Source organism: Aureibaculum koreense (assembly GCF_034296135.1).
Taxonomy (GTDB): Bacteria; Bacteroidota; Bacteroidia; order Flavobacteriales; family Flavobacteriaceae; genus Aureibaculum.
The window spans coordinates 31,484-52,526 of record NZ_JAXKVV010000020.1 but is presented as its reverse complement, the minus strand read 5'-3'; the positions used below and the strand labels follow the sequence as shown (position 1 = coordinate 52,526).

At 33.1% G+C, this 21,043-nt stretch carries 21 protein-coding genes; 12 read left to right on the top strand and 9 right to left on the bottom strand.

Annotated features, from left to right (window positions below; genetic code table 11):
• Positions 1-24: 24 nt before the first annotated feature.
• The 10 genes from UMM65_RS14090 to UMM65_RS14045 all read left to right on the top strand — a co-directional run bounded on the left by UMM65_RS14090 (position 25) and on the right by UMM65_RS14045 (position 8,968).
• A complete protein-coding gene (locus UMM65_RS14090) occupies positions 25-456 on the top strand; it encodes a GNAT family N-acetyltransferase (protein WP_321977412.1) in 432 nt (143 codons plus the stop codon).
• A complete protein-coding gene (gene hisD / locus UMM65_RS14085; RefSeq protein WP_321977411.1) occupies positions 449-1,738 on the top strand; it encodes a histidinol dehydrogenase in 1,290 nt (429 codons plus the stop codon). Before UMM65_RS14090 ends, hisD begins: the two co-directional genes overlap by 8 nt.
• Positions 1,731-2,774, top strand: a complete 1,044-nt coding sequence (hisC, locus tag UMM65_RS14080) for a histidinol-phosphate transaminase (protein ID WP_321977410.1) — start codon at positions 1,731-1,733, stop codon at positions 2,772-2,774. Before hisD ends, hisC begins: the two co-directional genes overlap by 8 nt.
• Before the next feature lie 145 nt (positions 2,775-2,919).
• A complete protein-coding gene (gene hisB, locus UMM65_RS14075; protein WP_321977409.1) occupies positions 2,920-4,053 on the top strand; it encodes a bifunctional histidinol-phosphatase/imidazoleglycerol-phosphate dehydratase HisB in 1,134 nt (377 codons plus the stop codon).
• 94 nt (positions 4,054-4,147) lie between these two features.
• Positions 4,148-4,795 (top strand): imidazole glycerol phosphate synthase subunit HisH, encoded by a 648-nt coding sequence (gene hisH, locus UMM65_RS14070; protein WP_321977402.1) that lies wholly within the window; start codon positions 4,148-4,150, stop codon positions 4,793-4,795.
• Between the two features lie 154 nt (positions 4,796-4,949).
• Complete coding sequence (locus UMM65_RS14065; protein ID WP_321977400.1) at positions 4,950-6,167, top strand: DUF4932 domain-containing protein; 1,218 nt, start codon at positions 4,950-4,952, stop codon at positions 6,165-6,167.
• Positions 6,168-6,249: 82 nt separating this feature from the next.
• Positions 6,250-6,660 carry a DUF3592 domain-containing protein gene (locus tag UMM65_RS14060; RefSeq protein WP_321977398.1) on the top strand — a complete coding sequence of 137 codons (411 nt, stop codon included), beginning with the start codon at positions 6,250-6,252 and terminating at the stop codon, positions 6,658-6,660.
• A 69-nt stretch (positions 6,661-6,729) separates the two neighbouring features.
• Positions 6,730-7,050, top strand: coding sequence for a BRO-N domain-containing protein (locus UMM65_RS14055; protein ID WP_321977396.1), 321 nt, complete (start codon positions 6,730-6,732; stop codon positions 7,048-7,050).
• A 53-nt stretch (positions 7,051-7,103) separates the two neighbouring features.
• The gene (locus tag UMM65_RS14050) at positions 7,104-7,553 is read left to right on the top strand and encodes a hypothetical protein (protein ID WP_321977394.1); all 450 of its coding nucleotides are present in this window, start codon (positions 7,104-7,106) and stop codon (positions 7,551-7,553) included.
• An 83-nt stretch (positions 7,554-7,636) separates the two neighbouring features.
• Entirely contained in the window at positions 7,637-8,968 is a 1,332-nt protein-coding gene (locus UMM65_RS14045; RefSeq protein ID WP_321977426.1) for a DUF58 domain-containing protein, read from the top strand.
• Positions 8,969-9,206: 238 nt separating this feature from the next.
• On the opposite strand, the gene UMM65_RS14040 is transcribed toward UMM65_RS14045, so the two are convergent.
• Both UMM65_RS14040 and UMM65_RS14035 read right to left on the bottom strand, forming a co-directional pair.
• Positions 9,207-10,220, bottom strand: a complete 1,014-nt coding sequence (locus tag UMM65_RS14040; RefSeq protein ID WP_321977392.1) for a glycosyltransferase family 2 protein — start codon at positions 10,218-10,220, stop codon at positions 9,207-9,209.
• A gap of 253 nt (positions 10,221-10,473) precedes the next feature.
• Entirely contained in the window at positions 10,474-10,923 is a 450-nt protein-coding gene (locus tag UMM65_RS14035; RefSeq protein WP_321977390.1) for a type I restriction enzyme HsdR N-terminal domain-containing protein, read from the bottom strand.
• 29 nt (positions 10,924-10,952) lie between these two features.
• Between UMM65_RS14035 and holA the strand changes: the two genes are divergently transcribed.
• Entirely contained in the window at positions 10,953-11,957 is a 1,005-nt protein-coding gene (gene holA, locus UMM65_RS14030) for a DNA polymerase III subunit delta (protein ID WP_321977388.1), read from the top strand.
• A gap of 21 nt (positions 11,958-11,978) precedes the next feature.
• Here the strand turns inward: holA and UMM65_RS14025 are convergent, their stop codons facing one another.
• From UMM65_RS14025 to porX, 7 genes are all read right to left on the bottom strand, one after another.
• The gene (locus UMM65_RS14025) at positions 11,979-13,028 is read right to left on the bottom strand and encodes a T9SS type A sorting domain-containing protein (protein WP_321977386.1); all 1,050 of its coding nucleotides are present in this window, start codon (positions 13,026-13,028) and stop codon (positions 11,979-11,981) included.
• 290 nt (positions 13,029-13,318) lie between these two features.
• Complete coding sequence (locus UMM65_RS14020; protein WP_321977425.1) at positions 13,319-13,888, bottom strand: PepSY domain-containing protein; 570 nt, start codon at positions 13,886-13,888, stop codon at positions 13,319-13,321.
• Between the two features lie 47 nt (positions 13,889-13,935).
• Complete coding sequence (locus tag UMM65_RS14015) at positions 13,936-14,586, bottom strand: YggS family pyridoxal phosphate-dependent enzyme (RefSeq protein WP_321977424.1); 651 nt, start codon at positions 14,584-14,586, stop codon at positions 13,936-13,938.
• Positions 14,587-14,596: 10 nt separating this feature from the next.
• The gene (locus UMM65_RS14010) at positions 14,597-15,832 is read right to left on the bottom strand and encodes a DUF1015 domain-containing protein (RefSeq protein ID WP_321977384.1); all 1,236 of its coding nucleotides are present in this window, start codon (positions 15,830-15,832) and stop codon (positions 14,597-14,599) included.
• A 5-nt stretch (positions 15,833-15,837) separates the two neighbouring features.
• Complete coding sequence (locus tag UMM65_RS14005; RefSeq protein ID WP_321977382.1) at positions 15,838-16,788, bottom strand: D-2-hydroxyacid dehydrogenase; 951 nt, start codon at positions 16,786-16,788, stop codon at positions 15,838-15,840.
• A gap of 119 nt (positions 16,789-16,907) precedes the next feature.
• Positions 16,908-17,969 (bottom strand): 3-phosphoserine/phosphohydroxythreonine transaminase, encoded by a 1,062-nt coding sequence (serC, locus tag UMM65_RS14000; protein ID WP_321977380.1) that lies wholly within the window; start codon positions 17,967-17,969, stop codon positions 16,908-16,910.
• Positions 17,970-18,195: 226 nt separating this feature from the next.
• Positions 18,196-19,740, bottom strand: coding sequence for a T9SS response regulator signal transducer PorX (gene porX / locus UMM65_RS13995; protein WP_321977379.1), 1,545 nt, complete (start codon positions 19,738-19,740; stop codon positions 18,196-18,198).
• Positions 19,741-19,804: 64 nt separating this feature from the next.
• Here porX and UMM65_RS13990 point away from each other — a divergent pair, with 64 nt between their 5' ends.
• A complete protein-coding gene (locus tag UMM65_RS13990; RefSeq protein ID WP_321977378.1) occupies positions 19,805-21,016 on the top strand; it encodes an HD domain-containing protein in 1,212 nt (403 codons plus the stop codon).
• Positions 21,017-21,043 lie beyond the last annotated feature (27 nt).

Below are 21,043 nucleotides of genomic sequence, written 5' to 3'. Positions count from 1 at the left end.
GGTTGTATTAAGATTTTTTAAATTATGAATAAAAATTGCAACATAAAATTTATTCCTGACGAGGAGATTTTTAACATCATTCCTTATTTACAACTATTGGACGATAGGATTCCTATTGAAGTTTTAAAAGAACGGCTACCCAAAATGCTAGAGCATAATTACAAATGTGCAGGAGTTTATGATGGAGATAAGTTGATTGGTATTTGCGGTGTATGGGTGTTGTACAAATATTATATTGGCAAGCATTTAGAGGTAGATAATGTAATGATTCATCCAGATTATCGTAACAAGGGAATTGGTCCAATGTTATTGGATTGGGTCAATGATTATGGTAAATCCATTGGTTGTGTTGCTACGGAACTGAATAGTTATATTACCAATGATAAAGGGAATAAATTTTGGGAAAATTATGGTTGCCAAAAATTAGGATTTCATTATAGAAAGACATATGAATAAAATATACAATCCACTTAAAGAAAATTGGTCAGCTATTTTAGCAAGACCTACACAAACTGTTGAGGACATTGAAGCTACGGTATTGGAAATTTTTAATGAAGTAAAACAAAAGGGAGATGGTGCTATTGAAAAATACACCGATATTTTTGACGGTGTAGCTGTTAAGAATATGCAAGTTTCTGAAAAAGAAATTTTTGAAAATCAGGATAAAATCAGTGATGATTTAAAACAAGCCATACAATTAGCAAAAAGTAATATAGAAAAATTTCATAAAGCTCAAAAAACATTAAAAATTGAAGTTGAAACAATGGAGGGCGTACAATGTTGGCAAGAAAAACGGCCCATTCAAAAAGTGGGTATTTATATTCCAGGCGGCACTGCCCCATTGTTTTCTACAGTGTTGATGTTGGCTATTCCTGCTAAACTGGCGGGTTGTTCTGAAATTGTGTTATGTTCGCCACCAAATAAGGAAGGGACTATTAATCCCGCTATTTTATACACTGCAAAACTTTGCGGTGTTACAAAAATCTATAAAGTTGGTGGAATTCAGGCCATAGCCGGAATGACCTTTGGCACAGAAACCATTCCACAAGTGTACAAAATTTTTGGACCAGGAAATCAGTTTGTAACTGTTGCAAAACAATTGGCAACCAAATATGGTGTTGCCATTGATATGCCAGCGGGTCCATCTGAATTATTGGTGGTTGCCGATGATTCTGCCAATACAAGTTTTATTGCATCCGATTTGTTGAGCCAAGCAGAACATGGTACGGACAGTCAGGTAATTTTGGTCTCAACTTCTAAAACATTGATTGATAATGTAGAAAAAGAAATTGCAGAACAACTCAATGAGTTACCCAGAAAAGTGATTGCCGAAAAAGCGATTGCCAATTCTAAAATGATTTATGTGGAGAATGACAATATTGCATTAGACTTAATCAATGAATATGGTCCAGAACACTTTATTATCTGTACCAAAAATGAGGATTTTTATATCAACGGAATTCAAAATGCAGGTTCGGTATTTATAGGCAATTACACGCCTGAAAGTTCAGGTGATTACGCTTCTGGAACGAATCATACCTTGCCGACAAACGGTTATGCCAAACAATATAGCGGTGTAAACCTAGATAGTTTTTTAAAAAACATGACGTTTCAAAAAGTGAGTAAAACTGGAATTCAAAATATAGGCAGGTCCATTGAAATTATGGCGGAAGCCGAAGGTTTGCAAGCTCATAAAAATGCCGTAACCTTGCGGTTAAATAGTTTAGAAAATGATTGATTTCAACCTCAATAGCTTAATTCGCGAAAACGTAAAAGCGTTAAAACCGTATTCGTCCGCACGTGATGAATTTAAAGGTTTTAAACAAGACATGGTTTTTTTAGATGCTAATGAAAATCCCATATTTAATGGAGTAAACCGTTACCCCGATCCCCAACAAACAAGTGTTAAACGAGTATTGTCAGAACAAAAAGATGTTGCCATAGAAAATATTCTATTGGGAAACGGAAGCGATGAAGTTTTAGACTTAATTTACCGGGCCTTTTGTGAACCTAATGTGGATAATGTAATTACAATGCCACCAACTTATGGCATGTACAGTGTGTTGGCTGGAATTAATAATGTTGAAAATAGGGAAGTGCTGTTAACTAAGTTTTTTCAGCCTGATGTGGATGCTATTTTAGAACAGATAGATAAACATACAAAACTGTTGTTTATCTGTTCACCTAATAATCCCACGGGAAATGCTTTTAATGCGACATTGATTGAAGAAATTCTAGTAAATTTTAAAGGATTGGTAATTATCGACGAGGCCTATATTGATTTTTCTTCCAAAGAAAGTTGGTTGAACAAACTCGAAAATTATCCTAATTTAATCGTTACCCAAACCCTTTCTAAAGCATTCGGTTTGGCTGGAATACGGTTGGGAATTTGTTATGCTTCTACAGAAATAATTGCTGTACTGAACAAAATAAAACCACCCTACAACGTCAATGAACTCACCCAACAAAGAGCTTTAAAACGCTTAATAAACATAGGTATAGTTCAAAATGAAATCAACACCATATTAAGTCAAAAGCATAAGTTACTTAAACTGTTACCTGAAATAGAATTCATCGAAGAAATATACCCTACAGACGGAAATTTTATTCTGGTAAAAGTAGATGATGCCGATAAGAGATATAATCAATTATTGGAAAAGGGGATTGTGGTCAGAAATAGAACCAACCAACCTTTATGTGAAAACTGCCTCAGATTCACAATTGGAGCAAATAATGAAAATAAGAGATTGATAAAAGCCTTAAACGAAATATAACTGTAAGCGAAGATTTCTCCCCTTATTTAAAGGGGAGGTGTCCAACTAGAAATTTTAAATTTAATAGAATTATAAAGAACGGAGGGGTCGGAAATGTTATTTTTAAATATAAAGTTTAATTAAGAGATACAGAAACAAGTTCAGCATGAAAAAAATATTATTTATTGATAGAGACGGCACCATAATCCGTGAAACCACAGACGAACAAATTGACAGTTTTGAAAAACTGAAATTCTACCCAAAAGCATTGGCATATTTGCCAAAAATAGCCGAAGAACTAGACTATGAATTGGTGATGATTACCAATCAAGATGGCTTGGGGACAGAAAATTTTCCTGAAGATACCTTTTGGCCAGTGCATAATTTTATTGTCGATGTTTTTAAAAATGAAGGGGTGGTTTTTGATGAAATCGTAATTGATAAAACCTATGCAAAAGACAATGCACCCACACGTAAACCCAATACAGGTTTAGTCACCAAGTATTTTTCCAAGGAATATGATTTAGAAAATTCCTATGTTATTGGAGACAGATTAACCGATATTGAATTGGCAAAAAATCTAGGTTCTAAGGGTATTTATATCAATGATAACACTCATTTAGGTACTGACGAAATTACGGTTAAACGTGAGGAATTAGATACTTTTATTGCCTTAGAAACCAATGATTGGCAAAAAATTTATGAGTTTCTAAAATTGGAAAGTCGTACAGCGGAAATCAAAAGAAAAACCAATGAAACCGATATTTCAATCAAATTAAACCTCGACGGCACAGGGAAAAGTCAAATTGATACGGGAATTGCCTTTTTCGACCACATGCTGGATCAAATTGCCCGTCATGGACAAATGGACTTAGAAATCAATGTCAAAGGCGATTTAGAAGTAGATGAACACCATACCATTGAAGATACCGCTATTGCATTAGGTGAAGTTTTCAGCAAAGCATTAGGGAGTAAATTGGGCATAGAACGCTACGGGTTCTCCTTACCGATGGACGATTGCTTAGCACAGGTCAGTATTGATTTTGGTGGAAGAAATTGGTTGGTTTGGGAAGCGGACTTTAAACGAGAAATGATCGGTAAAATGCCAACAGAAATGTTTTATCATTTTTTTAAATCTTTTACGGATGGTGCAAAAGCCAATTTAAATGTAAAAGTAGAAGGCGAAAACGAACACCATAAAATAGAAGCCATTTTCAAGGCTTTTGCCAAAGCCATAAAAGCGGCCGTAAAACGTGATGTTGATAAAATGATTTTACCAAGCACTAAGGGGGTGTTATAAAGAAGCCCTCCTCCCGAAGCCTCGGGATCTCGAAGGGGAGGCTTACCAACTGCTATGAAAAAATGTTTGAAATTTCGATAAGATATAATAGTCAATGACAAAGGATAATTCTATTAACTCATCAAAACTCTCCCCCCTAGGGGGAGTTGGAGGGGGCTTATCTATTGTCATCATAGACTACGGAGCTGGAAACATACAAAGTATCAAATTTGCTATTCAAAGATTGGGGTATGAGGCTGTGTTAAGTCATGATGCTGAAACCATAAAAAAAGCAGATAAGGTTATTTTCCCAGGTGTAGGCGAGGCGAGTAGTGCCATGAAAAAATTAAGGTCAACAGGTTTGGATGCTATTATTCCGCAGTTAAAGCAACCCGTTTTGGGTATTTGCTTGGGTATGCAATTGATGTGCAACTATAGTGAAGAAGGCAATACCAAAGGGTTGGGTATTTTTGATGTTGATGTGGTGAGATTTAGTAACAGGGTAAAAGTCCCACAAATTGGTTGGAATACACTTTCAAATCTAAAATCAAAGTTATTTAAGGGCATTAAGGAAGAAGAATTTATGTATTTAGTGCATAGTTATTATGCTACTATTTGTGATGAAACTATTGCTACCACCGATTATGAAATGAAATATTCATCTGCCTTACAAAAAGATAATTTTTATGGAGTTCAATTTCATCCAGAAAAGAGTAGTAGTGCAGGGGAAGTACTGTTGAGGAATTTTTTGGAGGTGGTTTAACCTACTGTATATTTTATTTAGGATAATTTAATTTATAATTTTAACTTGCTAAATTATCTGATAATGGGATGCCATATTTTGACAAAAAATCAACTTCGGGCAACCATTGGAGAAATATTCACGTCTATAATAATAGAACGAGAAAACAAAATTAATGCGAAAATTATTGATTTTAGGAATAATAGCCACATTCCTTACTTGCAAAACCAAAGAACAATCGATTGATAAATTCGACGTGGATTTTAATGAAAACGTTGAAACATATTTTCTCGCCGAGATTCTTTCGATTAACCACAGAAAGAAAAACAAGCAATGGGAAGAGTATAAACTCAAAACTTGCAAAGAATATCAACCAATAGTTGCCAAAGCCTTGCAAGATTATGGAAATCTTTCAAATCATTCAATTGCTATTGAAACAGCCCAACTAAACGACACTTTGGGCAGTTTCGGATATGGTAACGATTTGATGATGGGAATTTTATTGGAGCAACCCGAATTTAAACTTACTGAAAAACCAAATAAATTTACATTTTCAAGTACAAATCTTGAAAACTTACAAAAAGTCCAATTGGAAAAAATTATTTCGGACTATTTAACAATACTTTACGAGTTCTATCAATCCGAAAGCATAGGCGATTTCTATCTCAAAAATAACAAGTTCTACCAGGGTGCAATTAATGAAGTTCGGACCCACATCCCAAAAGGATTTACCGACGCTATGGAATTTTATTATGGCGATAACCGAGAAAAATATATCGCATTGGTAAGTCCAATGATGATTTGGCCGATTGAAGATAATGAGGGTCGCGGAATTGGTGCAACAGTCGAAAAGGAAAATGGAAAAATAGTTTATGAAATAATGAGTCCCTACGTTCAAGTCCCTGTAAAATCTGAAAACAATGAATATGAACAGTTCGGATTTGACTATGAGCCGAGAGCAAGAACACTAACAGTCCACGAATTCGGACATTCATTTGTCAATTCAGAATTGGAACCTTATAAAAAACAAATCGAAAGCTATTCACATCTCTTTACGGACAGTTTGAAGGAAAAAATGGAATCCAAAGGAATTCAGACTTGGAACGTATATGTTATTGAGAGCTTCGTTAGATTAGGCGAAATCAGAATTGCTGAAATACAGAACGACCCGAAACGAGCGGACTTTTTACGTAACTATCACATACAGCAGGAGCATTTTATTTTCATACCGCAGTTGGAAAAAAAGATAATCGAATTTGAAAACGATCGAGAAAAATACCCAAAATGGAAGGATTTTATACCGGAACTTCTTGAGGTGTTTGACGAAAGTAATGCGGACTTTGTAGATGAAAAGATGAAAGGGGAAAACATGGAAGACCAAGTTGAAAAATAGATGCGATTAAAAGCAAAAATTGAATTTTAAAACAACAGAAACTCGACTTTAATTGTATTTGTTAACATGAGCATAAACAATTATGAAACCAATCGAATACCTATATCTAACATTCCTTGTATTAGCATTAGTACTCATTTATTTTGCTTTTAAGTTTTATTCGAATACAAAAAACTTAACAAACAGCGGTATTAAAACAAAGGCAGAAGTCATTGACCTAATACAAATCAGTAGCAATGACGGTTATACGTATAAACCTGTTTTTGAATATACCGACGGATCAAATACCAAACGCACTTTTCAAAGTGAAATTGGTTCGAGTCCCGCTCCCTATAAAGTGGGTGAAAAGGTAGATATTATTTATTCGAAAGATGGTGAAGACAGAAAGATAGTCTCTTTTTGGGGATTGTACAGGTGGACAATCATATTGTTGTCCATTGCCTCTCCTTTTCTAATTATTGGTGGTGGATATTTTTTGTATTCATGGAGTTAATATGTGATATTTCCTTATATTTAAAGTGAATTCTGGCATCAGAATTTCTACAAATCCACAAGCAACAAAATGTCCAAAGAAACAGCCATAAAACTTTTTGAACAACAACAAGTCCGCACCCATTGGGAAGAAGATAAAGAAAAATGGTATTTTTCGGTTCAAGATGTCGTGCAAATACTTTCAGAGAGTAAAGATGTAAAACAATACATCAAAAAAATGCGTACTCGTGATAGCGAGTTACAAAACAACAGGGGTACAATCTGTACCCCTGTTGCCATGAAAGCGTTAGATGGCAAAACGAGAAAAATACAAGCCTCCGATACAGAAGGATTATACAATCAATTCCTTCTCCGAAAGCTGAATCTTTCAAGAAATGGTTTGCCAAAGTAGGGGCAGAACGCGTCGACGAAATAGAAGATCCGGAATTAGGAATTGAACGTCTTATGGAAACCTATCTTAAAAAAGGGTATAGCAAACAATGGATAAACCAACGCTTAAAAAGTATTGAAGTCCGTAAAGAATTGACCGATGAATGGGATGGAAGAGGTGTAAAAAAAGGACAAGAATATGCCATATTAACCAATGAAATTACCAAAGCATGGAGCGGTTTTGATGTAAAGAACTACAAAAAGCTAAAAGGGTTAAAAAAGGAAAATTTGCGAGATAATATGAGGAATTTAGAACTGGTCTTAAATATGCTTGCAGAGGCAACAACTACAGAAATCAGTAAAGAAAAGAAACCAAAGACTTTTAGCCAGAATAAGAAAATAGCCAAACAAGGAGTTACTATTGCGGGAAACACCCGAAAAGAAATTGAAGAAAAAACAGGCAAAAAAGTAGTGAATAAGTTGTCTGCTAAAAATTATTTACAAGAGAAAAAGAAATTAAAATAATCGCGTTTTTATATAGTAAGCTTTAAAGAAAACACAAAATCCCCTATTTTAGCACAAAAATCAACAAACAAAGGCTTAAAATGATTAACCTCTTCAAAAATCTCTACATTCATCAACGCTTTTTTGTATACATCAGTAGTATTGCAGCTACATTTTTAGTGTCTTTTTGGGTAGATGTGTTATATCAAATGGCTTGGTTACTGTTTTTGGCGTTGGCGGTACTGTTTTTATTTGATGCCTTTATTCTATTTCGTTTTAAAAACGGATTAAAGGCTAGACGGATTTTACCTGAAAAATTTTCGAATTCTGATGAAAATCCTGTTCCCATTACTATCGAGAACAAATATCCCATTAAGATATTCTTAAAAGTAATTGACGAATTGCCCAAACAACTGCAGAAAAGGGATTTTGAATACAATACGGAAATAGCAACAAACCAATCGCATAATTTTGACTATCAGATACGACCCGTAGAACGTGGTGAATATCATTTCGGGAACTTGAATTTGTTTGTGTCTTCTTCTTTACAAATGGTTGCTAGAAGATATCGATTTGATGCGGAACAGATGGTGGCGGTATATCCTTCCTACATTCAAATGCGTAAATATGAATTTTTGGCATTGAGCAACCGCTTAACAGAATTTGGACTTAAAAAAGTACGGAGAATTGGACACACCATGGAGTTTGAGCAGATTAAAAACTATGTTCCCGGCGACGATGTTAGAACCATCAATTGGAAAGCGACCGCCAAGCGAGCTCAACTGATGGTCAATCAATATCAAGATGAAAAGTCGCAACCAATTTATTCCATCATTGATACGGGCAGGGTTATGAAAATGCCTTTTGAGGAACTGAAATTACTGGATTATGCCATTAATTCCACCTTGGCATTTTCAAATATAGCTCTGTTAAAAAATGATAAAGCTGGTATGCTTACTTTTTCTAAAAAGGTGGAGAAGATTGTTGCAGCCAGTAACAAACGAACCCATATAAATACCATAAACGAAGCTCTGTACAATATTGACACTCAATTTACGGATTCCGATTTTGGTTATTTATATGCCACCATCAAAAGAAAAGTAAATCAACGCAGTTTATTGATTTTATATACCAATTTTGAGCATATTTCGGCTTTGCAACGGCAATTACCTTATTTAAAAGCCATTTCGAGACAACATTTGTTGGTAACTGTATTTTTTGAAAACACGGAATTGGATGAGTTAATTACTGAAAACGTTGAAGATTTACAAAGTATTTACCACAAAACCATTGCCGAAAAGTTTGCTTACGAAAAACGATTGATAGTTAAAGAATTAGAAAATAGGGGAGTCCACGCTATTCTTACCAAACCTCAGAACTTAACAGTAAACGTGATCAACAAGTATTTAGAATTTAAAGCAAAAGGACTTATTTGATTAACGAACAACGATTAACGAGTTTTGATTTTTGAAATTTTTAATGCAACATTCGTTCTCGAAACTCCATGCTTAAAGCTGTCGCTTTGCAATTCTGTTTTTACACTCATTATTTCTGACGTACAGACCACCTAAGCGATAATATTTTCACAAATACTATTTTAATGATATCTTTTTTAAACCTTAAAAGTCTATTAATTGTTAATTGGCAGTAAACAATTTTTTGTCTCTCGTATCTCTAATCTTGTAACTTTTTTATTTCTTCAAAAGTCTTTCTCCTCAAAATAAAATGTTGCCAAACAACACTAAAGCAATGGTAATAATCGGATTTTTTATGAGCAATCTTTTTACGTTTTTTAAGGAACTTCGGAAAGCTCCAATAAAAATTGAGATGAGCCTTGATAATCGCCAAAGTATGTTTGGGTTTTAGTTCAATCAAAAATTTGATTCCTGCCCAAGCATCTAATTTCAACCGTAATAGAATTACCAAAAGCAAATAACGTTTAGGCACATTTTTTAGGATAGAAAATAGACTATTTCTGAAATTTAGATAAGTTTTTTTTTGGTTTGCTTGATCTAAGGTAGCACCACCTACATGATAAACAGTTGATGTGCCTACATATTTTATTACATATCCCTCGTTTTTTATTTTCCAACACAAATCAATTTCTTCATAATGAGCAAAAAAATCTTCATCAAAACCATTTAATTGATGATAAACTTCTTTACGAATAAAAAAACAAGCACCAGAAGCCCAGAATATATTTGTAGTATCATCATATTGATTACTATCATCCTCCAAATCAGAAAATATTCTTCCTCTGCAATAGGGATATCCAAAAAAATCAATAAATCCTCCACCGGCTCCCGCATATTCGAATTTGGTTTTGTCCTTAAAATCTAATATTTTTGGTTGAATAGCGGCAATATCTTTGGAAGATTCAAATTCAGAAACAATGGGTTTTAACCAGTTTTCAGTAACTTCAATATCAGAATTGACCAATGCAAAAATATCGGCATCAACATGTTGTAAAGCATCATTATAACCTTTGGCATAACCACCATTTTCTTTGTTCTGGATAATTTTAACGCTAGGAAAGTGTGCCTCTATATATTCCACAGAATCATCGGGAGAGTTGTTATCTGCTACATAAATTTCCGCATCTTCAGAACTATATTTTAGCATTGCTGGTAAAAACTGCTCTAACAGTTGTTTTCCATTCCAATTTAATATAACTACGGCTATTTTCAATTGTTGGTTTTAGTTAGCAAAACTAATTATTTATTCCTCTATAAATACATCTATTTTTTCATTTTTTCCATTGATGAAAAAACGAAACAAAAAAATCTAGTCTGTACAAGGAAATTGCTTTGCACCATTTGCTCTCGAAACTCCATGCTTAAAGCTAAAGCTTTGCAATTCCGTTTCTATACTCATTATTTCTGGCGTACAGACCATCCAAACGACATTATTTTCTCCATATGATAGTCTTTTAACAAATTACTCACAACCGAATATAACTAGGTAACTCTTCCAAAAACACATATTCTTCATTCTTTGCATCCATTTTACAAAAATAATGTTGTAACCCATTGGTTACCATTAAATAGTTGGCATTTAATTTTAAGTTATAACGTGCAATTTGGTCAAAAGTATCTTGGGTAATTTTTACGTTTGGTGCTTTGCATTCTACAATAATTTCGGGGTTTCCTTTTGTATTGAAGACTAACACATCAAAACGTTTTTTTAACGTATAGATAGTCAGTTGTTTTTCAACTGCAATAATTGATTTTGGGTATTTCAATTGATTGATTAAATAATGAACCACATGTTGCCGTACCCATTCTTCGGGCGTTAGCACCATATGTTTTTTTCTGATAATATCAAAAATAAACTGCTTATTTTCTTTACTTTTGACATTGAGTTCGGCTTTGGGCAAATTCAAAACAACCATACTACAAAAATGAATATTTTTTCTTAGAAATGGAACGCATCAATCAAATAGTTTCTGACATTAAAAACGGAAATATAAAACCCATTTATTTCTTGATGGGAGATGAGCCATATTATATTGATAAAATTTCGGATTATATTGAACGTAAAGTACTTACCGAAGAAGAAAAAGGATTCAATCAAATGGTATTGTATGGACGAGATGTCAGTATTGATGATATTGTATCGAATGCCAAACGTTATCCGATGATGGCCGAAAGGCAGGTAGTTATTGTTAAAGAAGCTCAGGATTTATCGCGTACTATCGAGAATTTAGTAGGATATGTTGAAAATCCGCAACCAACAACGGTTTTGGTAATTTGTTACAAATATAAAACGCTTGATAAACGCAAAAAGTTAAGCAAAGTTATAGTTAAAAATGGACTTTTATTTGAAAGTAAAAAATTATATGAAAACCAAGTAGGAGAGTGGATCCGTAGGGTTTTGGCTGGTAAAGGATATCAAATTGAGCCAAAAGCATCTTTAATGTTGGTGGAATTTTTAGGAACCGATCTTTCCAAAATTGCCAATGAACTGGAAAAATTGATGGTTATTTTACCAAAAGAAAGTATGATACGACCCATACATATTGAGGAAAATATCGGAATTAGTAAAGACTTTAATAACTTTGAATTGCGTAAAGCCGTTGGAGAAAAACAATTGGTTAAAGCGAATCAGATCATTAATTATTTTGCTGAAAATCCGAAAAGCAACCCGTTAGTAGTTACTATTTCTTTGTTGAACAGTTTTTTTACTCAATTGCTGATCTATCATGGATTGACGGATAAATCTAAAGGAAACGTATCAAAAGCATTACGTGTAAATCCTTATTTTGTAAGTGATTATGTAAATGCAGCTAGAAATTACCCAATGCGAAAAGTATCTCAAATTATAGCATACTTGCGAGAAGCCGATGTAAAAAGTAAAGGTGTGGGAGCAAACTCCTTACCAAATAAAGATATTTTAAAGGAGTTGTTGTTTAAAATGATGCACTAACGAATTGAGTAGGGGTCTTCATTAAAATTTCAGCAATTTTTTAACCACACTAACTTCATTATCCTTTTTAAATACTACAAAATAAATCCCATTTTTTAGATTGGAAATATTAAACGAGTTTTTCACTATTGGATTTTTTAATGGTACTTCTCTACCAAAGCTGTCATGTAACACTATGGCATCGTAATTTTCCAAATTGGCACCTTTCATAGTTACTTTTGAAGATGCGGGATTAGGAAAAACCGAAATTGCAGCACTATCTAAAGAAGATTGAAACGCGGATATGTTAGCATTTTCTTCAATTTTAAAATCGGTAAATAGTATGCTTTTTCCTAAAGTTGTGCTTATCTCATTAGATTCCTTGTAAATTCCCCACTTGGGACGAATAAAACCAGCATCCGTTCTCCATGTTCTAATGGCATCATCGCTGTGTTCCAATATTGTTTCGTCACCTTTTACCGTTTTAATACTTATGTCATAAGCACCAATTTCATTGTAGGTTATGGTTTCGGAAACTTCTATCCATTGCCCTTTTAAATTAGTGATGTCAATAGTCTCCAAAATAACCTGTTCATTATCTTCGGAATAACGTAATTCCAAACTTTCAAATCTTCCTTTTCTAGTGGTTGTTAACGTAAAAAGTGGTACATGGGCCTCGTCTCCACCAACTGCTTTAAGCTGATGAATATCTAAGTTGTTTTCTCTAACAGTAAAGTTGTCCGAGAACTTAAATTTCCAAGAATATGTTATGGTTTCTCCTTCGGTACCCAATAAGTTTTTAGGGGCATCAGCTATAGTTTTTATTTCGTTGAACCTTGTGCCGAAATTTTTACAAGCTTCAACATCTTCAGTTTTATGGATTTGAAATTGACTTACGGTAACGTTTAAGTCTTCATCAACTATTTCATTATAATGCCCGCCGAAACCTTGTTGATTACAATTTGTATGAGCAGCTTCACCATCTGGAGCCAATATTGCTGAAATAATTTGAGAGTTATCCGTAGCTATTTGAGAATAGATAAGTTGTAACGCAAATACACAACTTAAAATACATAAATTAAACTTCTTCATTTTGAAATAAAACAATTAGGGTTGTTAGAAGTAATTTATGCTACATATAATAATTGGTGTTTGTTTTTGTTAATAACTCATAACTTTTGATTTTAGTATGCTGTGAGCCTTAAAAAATTAAAAATTAACAATTACAAGTTAAGATAAATACATTTAACTATTTGATATAAATATAGTTATATAAATATTTAGTAAATATAAATTTTAAGTTTTAGAAATGTGAACATTGCAGTTATTCACAAAGTTATAAAGATGTGGCTTGATTTTTATTAACAATTTTGAAAATAAGTTTACCTAGAATTACGCATCCTTTTTGGGCCGTACCAAAGCCAAAATCCAGTAATTGTGAAGGTTAATAATGCTAAACTCATAACGGTAGTATAGATGACTTTTATTTGACCGTTAGAAGTGTTGAAATAACTATCTAAAATAGAACCATCATGGATATTTTCGACAGTATCCGAGTGTCTTTTCCCAATATTTAAAACCCGTCCTGTAGCTCCGTCTAATTGAACTTCGTTAACGTGGTTTTTATAAACGAATTTGACAATGCCCTTTTCTTTTCTGATATCGATCCTGTCAACTTCTAAAGATAAGTTGTTTGATATTGAATCGTGCAAAGTACCGTTTGCTATGTTGTGAAGTTCTTCAATAGAAATCCAATCAGCCAGGTTATTTGAAGTTCCTTTATAAGTATTTGGGAGAAGCAGTTCATTACTATTTTTTTTCCAACCTAATAAAAAACCAGTAATTGAAACGATAAAGAAAAAGATAAACAACAATGCACCAGTCGTCCTGTGTATTTTTCTAAAAATCCGTAAAATTTTGGCTTGTTTTTGTCGCTTCTTATTCATTAAAATATAAAAAATGAAGCGTGAAGATATAGAATTTATATCAGACCTTCAACTTATCTACTTCCAAAAATAGCACTACCAATCCTAACCATTGTGCTTCCACACTCAATGGCAATTTGATAATCACCGCTCATACCAATGGACAAAGTTGTTAAGCCTTTGTGATTCTCTCTTAGTTTATCAAAAAGTGTGTTTATTCTTTTAAACTCTGACTTGATCTGATTGGCATTATCGGTAAAGGTTGCCATACCCATTAAACCAACTACAGAAACATATTTAAGTTCTTTTAGCTTTTCAGAAGCCAAAATTTCTTCAATTTCCGAAAATGATAGTCCAAACTTGGTGTCTTCTTCGGCAATTTTGGCTTGTAACAAACAATTAATTATTCTATTGTGCTTTTTTGCTTGTTTGTTAATTTCTTTTAAGGTTTTAAAACTATCAACACCATGAATTAGACTTACAAAATGAGCCATATATTTTACCTTGTTACGCTGTAAATGGCCTATCATGTGCCATTCAATATCTTTAGGTAATGCTTCATATTTGTCAACCATTTCTTGAATTCTATTTTCTCCAAAAACGCATTGCCCTGCATTGTAAGCTTCTAAAATAGCTGAATTTGGTTTGGTTTTAGAAACCGCGACCAAATCAACTTGTGCTGGTAAACTAGCTTTAATTTTTTTTAGATTTTCAGAAATGTCCATGTTATTATTATTAAAACTCATAAATAGTTAATCCACTTCTGAGTTTTGGTAAAATATAGGTGCTTTTTGGAGGCATTTTCAGTCCAGTATCTGCTACGGCTTTTAATTGTTCTATGGATACTGGAAATAGTCCAAATGCCACTTTGTATTTGTCAGAATCTACTCGTTTTTTGAGGTTTACCGCCCCATTTTTACTATAAAAATAATGTAAGCGTTTATCGTTACGCATATCAATAATCCCTAAAATGGGTTTTAAAATAGTTTTATATAACAATTGCGTATCTAAATCACTCAATGGGTCATTAATTTCAAATTCCTCTTTTTTCAGATATAACGAGTAATATTCCCCATCTAAATACATACTGAAATGATGTTTCTTTGAAGGATAATACGGTTGTAATCCCTTATTGTCAATACGATATAGATTTGATAGCTTTTCCAAAAAATCAGTTTTCGAATTACCATTTAAATCCTTTACAAACCTGTTAAATTCAAGTATTTTTAAATCTGTTTCAGGAATTAAATAACTCATAAAATAATTATAATCTTCTTTACCGGTATGATTTTTATTTTCTTTTTTTAATTCCTGAGCTAATAAAAATGAAGATGAAGTACGATGATGGCCATCTGCTATATATAGAGCACTCATTTTATCAAATTCTTCTCGTAATGTATTAATATGGTTGTCATCGTCAACAACCCATAAATAATGAGTGATATGATTTTCTGTAGTAAATTCATATTCGGCTCGGTTATTTTGATAAAGGCTTAAAATATTAGCAATTATATCGTTATCTGGATAGGTAAGCAAAACAGGTTCTGCATTGAAGCCAGTAGTTTTTAAAAATTTTTTAAACAATTGTTCTCGCCTATCTAGCGTGTCTTCATGTTTTTTTATAATATTTTTTTGATAGTCTCCAGTAGCAGTGGCACCGATTATACCAACAAATGTATAATCAAGAGTAACTTTTTTATATATGTAAAAAGTTGGGACTTGATCTTTTGTAAAATAATGTAGTGATTTGAATTCTTCATATTTATGATGAATCATTTCAAATCGTTCTTGAGTAGTTACATTTTCATGATTACCATAACCTGGGAGAATAATATGTAAAAAAGAAAACGGATTGAAATCTAATTGTGCACCTAATTCAGCAGGAGAGTAAGCATCATAAGATCGAGATGAAACCAACGCTACCTTGTCTCTCGTAGCTCTTACTGCACAAAAAGGTTTAACGACTGCCATTTCACCTATCCCAATATTTCAACAATTTGCTCTGCAAGTTCACTACCAATTCTTTCTTGAGCTTCGCTGGTGGCGGCACCAATATGTGGTGTTAAAGAAATATTTGGATTCATCAATAATTGTACTTCCGGAGTGGGTTCTTTTTCAAAAACATCTAAAGCAGCATGTGAAATTTTACCATTGTCAATGGCGGTAACCAAAGCTACTTCATCAATTACACCACCACGGGCGGCATTAACAATACACGCTTTGTCTTTCATCAGTTCAAATTCTTTAGTAGAAATGACGTAATCTTTTTGAGCGGGAACGTGTAATGTAATAAAATCTGATTGTTTTAAAACTTCTTCTTTGGAAATGGTATCGATTTTAAAGTCAATGCTTTGTCCGTCATAGAAATCTAATTTTAGAGTAGCAGAATCCAAAAATGGATCAAAGGCAACAACTTTCATTCCAACACCCAAGGCAACTTTTGCGGTAGCTTGACCAATACGCCCAAAACCTAAGACACCTAAAGTTTTCCCTTTTAATTCTACACCTTTTGCATAGGCTTTCTTTAAATCTTTAAATTTGGAATCACCTTCTAAAGGCATATCTCTATTGGAGTTATGCAAAAACCTAACCATCCCAAAAAGGTGTGCAAAAACCAACTCTGCCACAGAATGAGAAGATGCAGCTGGGGTATTAATTACTTTTAGTCCTTTTTCTCTGGCATATTCCACATCGATATTATCCATACCAACACCGCCACGTCCTATAATTTTTAAAGATGGACAAGCATCTATTAGGTTTTTGCGAACTGTGGTAGCACTTCTTACCAATAAAACCGAAACTTTATGCTCATTTATATAATCTATTAACTGATCTTGTGCCACGGTGGTTAAATCTACCGTGTAACCCGCATTTTCCAATGCTGTTACTCCACTTTGTGCAATTCCGTCGTTAGCTAATACTATCATCTGTTTATTACTTATTTTCTATTAATATTCATTAATTGCAATTGAACCTGCCATTCCTGTGAAAGCAGGAATCTTATTAATGTTCCTTGCCTAATATTTTTATTTAATCTTAGTCTTCTTTACTTCAATCTTCTCATCACATCCACCAATACTTGCACACTTTCCAATGGCATAGCGTTATAGATACTTGCCCTATATCCGCCAACCGATCTGTGTCCATTGATACCACTAATACCAGCTTCTTTCCACATTGCATCAAATTTCTCTTTTATGCTATCATCGGTAAGCACAAAAGTCACGTTCATATTAGATCTATCTTCTTTTTCGGCAACACCTTCGAAAAGAGGATTGTTATCTATCTCGTTATACAATAATTCCGCTTTGGCGTTATTTATTTTTTCTATAGCAGGAATTCCTCCCAAATCCTTTAACCATTGCAGTGTTAACATGGATACATAAACGGCAAAAACTGGCGGTGTGTTAAACATACTGTCTTTAGAAACATGGACTTGATAGTCTAACATTGAAGGAATTTTACGACCGGTTTTACCTAAAACCTCATTTTTTAACACTACCAAAGTTGCTCCCGCCGGTCCCATATTTTTTTGAGCACCTGCATAAATCAAATCGAATTGTGAAAAATCTAACTGTCTTGAAAATATGTCAGAACTCATGTCACAAACCAATAAGCTATTTGTTTTTGGAAAAGATTTTAGTTGTGTTCCAAAAATTGTGTTGTTGCTAGTACAGTGAAAATAGTCTGCATCGTACGGTATTGAATAATTTTTAGGTATATAGCTGTAGTTTTTATCTTTTGAAGATGCCACTACTTCTATTTCGCCAAACATCTTTGCTTCCTTAACGGCTTTTGAACTCCAAGCACCTGTATCTAAGTACGCTGCTTTTCCACCTTCTTTCATTAGATTATAAGGGGTCATTAAAAATTCCAAACTGGCACCGCCTTGTAAAAATAGTACTGAATACCCTTTATTTTCAAGATTTAACAATTCTAAAACTAAGCTTCTTGCTTTATCCATTACTGCCACAAAAGGAGAGCTTCTGTGTGATATTTCTATTAAAGATAAATTATCATTGTTAAAATTTAAAATGGCTTCAGAAGCTTGTTGTAATACTTGCTGAGGTAAAATGCAGGGACCTGCACTAAAATTATGCTTTTTCATGATTTAATTTTGAAGCACAAATTTGAGCATTTTATAGTAAATAACTGTTAAGAATTATTCAAAATTTCATAACAAAATTGAAGAATTTGTTAATAATGTTACAATTCAGAGTTTAGAGTTTCAGAGTTCAGAATTAAAATATTCCTAATTTCACGCTAAAATAATTTAACATAAGCAATTTGCTCATTGCTAGTTCCCCTACTTCGGAGGGGTTAGGGGAGGCTTTTTATTTTGGTTCCATAATAATACAAGGTATAATCATTTCTTCTAAAGAAACACCACCGTGCTGGTAGGTGTTTTTATAGTATTTTACGTAATGGTTATAATTGTTAGGGTAGGCGAAGAAATAATCTTCCTTAGCAAAAACAAACGAACTGCTCATATGTATAGATGGTAATTGAATGTCCTCAGGGTTTTTAACGGCAAAAACTTCCTTATCGGTATAAGTTAAGCTTCTACCTGTTTTGTAGCGTAAGTTGGCACTTATACTTTTTTCACCAACAATTTTTGTCGGCTTTTTTGTGTTTATCGTTCCGTGATCTGTGGTTATGATTAGTTTAAGTCCGTATTCTTGGGCCTTTTGTATGATTTCTAATAATGGAGAATTTTTAAACCAACTTAAAGTTAAAGAACGATAGGCCTTATCATCGCTAGCTAATTCCTTAATCATTTCCATTTCTGTACGTGAATGCGAAAGCATATCCACAAAATTGTAAACAATTACGGTTAAGTCATTGTCTTTTACCGATTTAAAATTAGCTGCTAAATCTCTACCTTTCGGCAAACTTGTTATTTTAAAATAGTCATGTTTTATGTCTAAATTAAGTCGTTTTAACTGAGCCTCTAAAAATTCCTTTTCATATAAATTTTTACCACCTTCATCTGTATCGTTTTTCCAGTAGTCAGGATGTTGTTTTGACATTTCTAAAGGAGTTAGCCCTGAAAAAATAGCATTTCTGGCATATTGGGTTGCAGTTGGTAAAATACTGAAGAAAGAAATTTCTTCCTCCTTTTTATAGTAATTATTAATGATGGGTTCTAATACCCTTAATTGATCGAAACGTAAATTATCAATAACAATAAGAAGCGTTTTTTCTTTTTTAACCTGAGGGGCAATAATTTGTTTAAACAAATCTTGCGAAAGCAAAGGTTTTTCTTCGCCTTCAAACCACCCTTGGTAATTTTTTTGAATAAATTTGAAAAATTGAGAATTGGCTTCTTCTTTTTGGCTTTCAAGAATTTCCATCATTCCCGGGTCATCAATTGACTCCAATTCTATTTCCCAATGCACTAATTTTTTATAAAGATCTATCCATTCTTCAAAAGTATTTACCATAGCAAGATCTAGCGATATTTTTCTAAATTCTTGTTGGTACGTGGAAGTAGTCTTTTCTGAAACTAATCTCGAATGATCCAAGTTTTTCTTTAAACTCAATAAAATCTGATTCGGATTTACGGGCTTTATTAGATAATCGGCAATTTTAGAACCGATGGCTTCTTCCATAATATACTCCTCTTCGCTTTTTGTAATCATAACAATAGGAAGGTTAGGTAGTTTTGCTTTTATCTTAGATAAGGTTTCAATACCCGATAGTCCAGGCATATTTTCATCTAAAAAAACTACATCAAAATTGCCATCATCAACACGTTCAATAGCTTCGGCACCATTGTTACAGGTACTTACATCATAATTTTTCTTTTCTAAAAATAATAAGTGAGGTTTTAATAATTCAATTTCATCGTCCACCCAAAGTATTTTGATTGCATTCATTCCTTTTGTTTACTATTTAAAAATTAATGGTCTATTTTTGTATTGTAATTTTAATAAAATTCGATTGAACAAATTTAAAATTTTTAACGACCCAATTTACGGATTTATAAACATTCCGAGCGAATTAATTTTCGATATTATCGAACACCCTTATTTTCAGCGGTTAAGACGAATATCTCAAATGGGTTTGTCGTCTTTTGTTTACCCTGGAGCACATCATACTAGATTTGAACATGCCATCGGTGCCATGCACTTGATGCAAAAGACAATAACTGTATTAAAAAGTAAATCTATAGAAATATCAAAAGAGGAGGAGGAAGCACTTTTAATTGCCATTTTATTGCACGACATTGGTCATGGACCTTTTTCACATACCTTAGAGCATAGTTTGGTGACCAATATTAAACATGAAGATATTTCTATTATTTTTATGGAAGAGCTCAACAAAGAATTCAATGGAAAATTAAGTTTAGCTATAGAAATTTTTAAAGGTAAAACCCATAGAAAATTTTTAAACCAATTAATTTCCAGTCAATTGGATATGGATAGGTTAGATTATTTGAAACGTGATAGTTTTTATACAGGAGTTACCGAAGGTAATATTAATTCTGAACGTATAATTTCTATGCTTACCGTAGTTGACGATAATTTAGTCGTTGAAGAAAAGGGTATATATTCGGTAGAAAAGTTTATTGTTGCCAGACGTCTTATGTATTGGATGGTTTATTTACATAAAACAAGTTTAGTTGCTGACTATCTTTTGGTTAAAATACTAAAAAGAGCAAAATATTTAATTTCAAACCATTATAATTTGCCATGTAGTACCAGCTTAAAAGTCTTTTTGAAAGCTGATAAAAAATTGGAATTTAATAAAACCCAACTTGATACTTTTTCGCAGATTGATGATTATGATATTATAATGGCATTAAAACAATGGAAAGGTTATGACGATACTATTTTGTCATCATTATGTACTTCCATTTTAGATAGAAAATTACCAAAAATCATTATTCAAGATGATGAATTTTCAGTAGAACAACTTCACTCCATTAGAAATAAATTAGCATTGAATTTTACACTTGAGGAGGGCGAAATCGATTATTTTATCAATACGGGAATTATCAAAAATCAAGCTTATGATTTGCATCATAATTCTATAAGTATTTTATATAAAAATGGTCAGATCAAAGATTTGACGAAAGCCTCTGACCACATGAATTTGCTGGCTCTAACTGAACCAGTAATAAAACATTTTGTGTATTACCCTAAATCATAGTCTTACTTGAAACTAAAATCATAAATT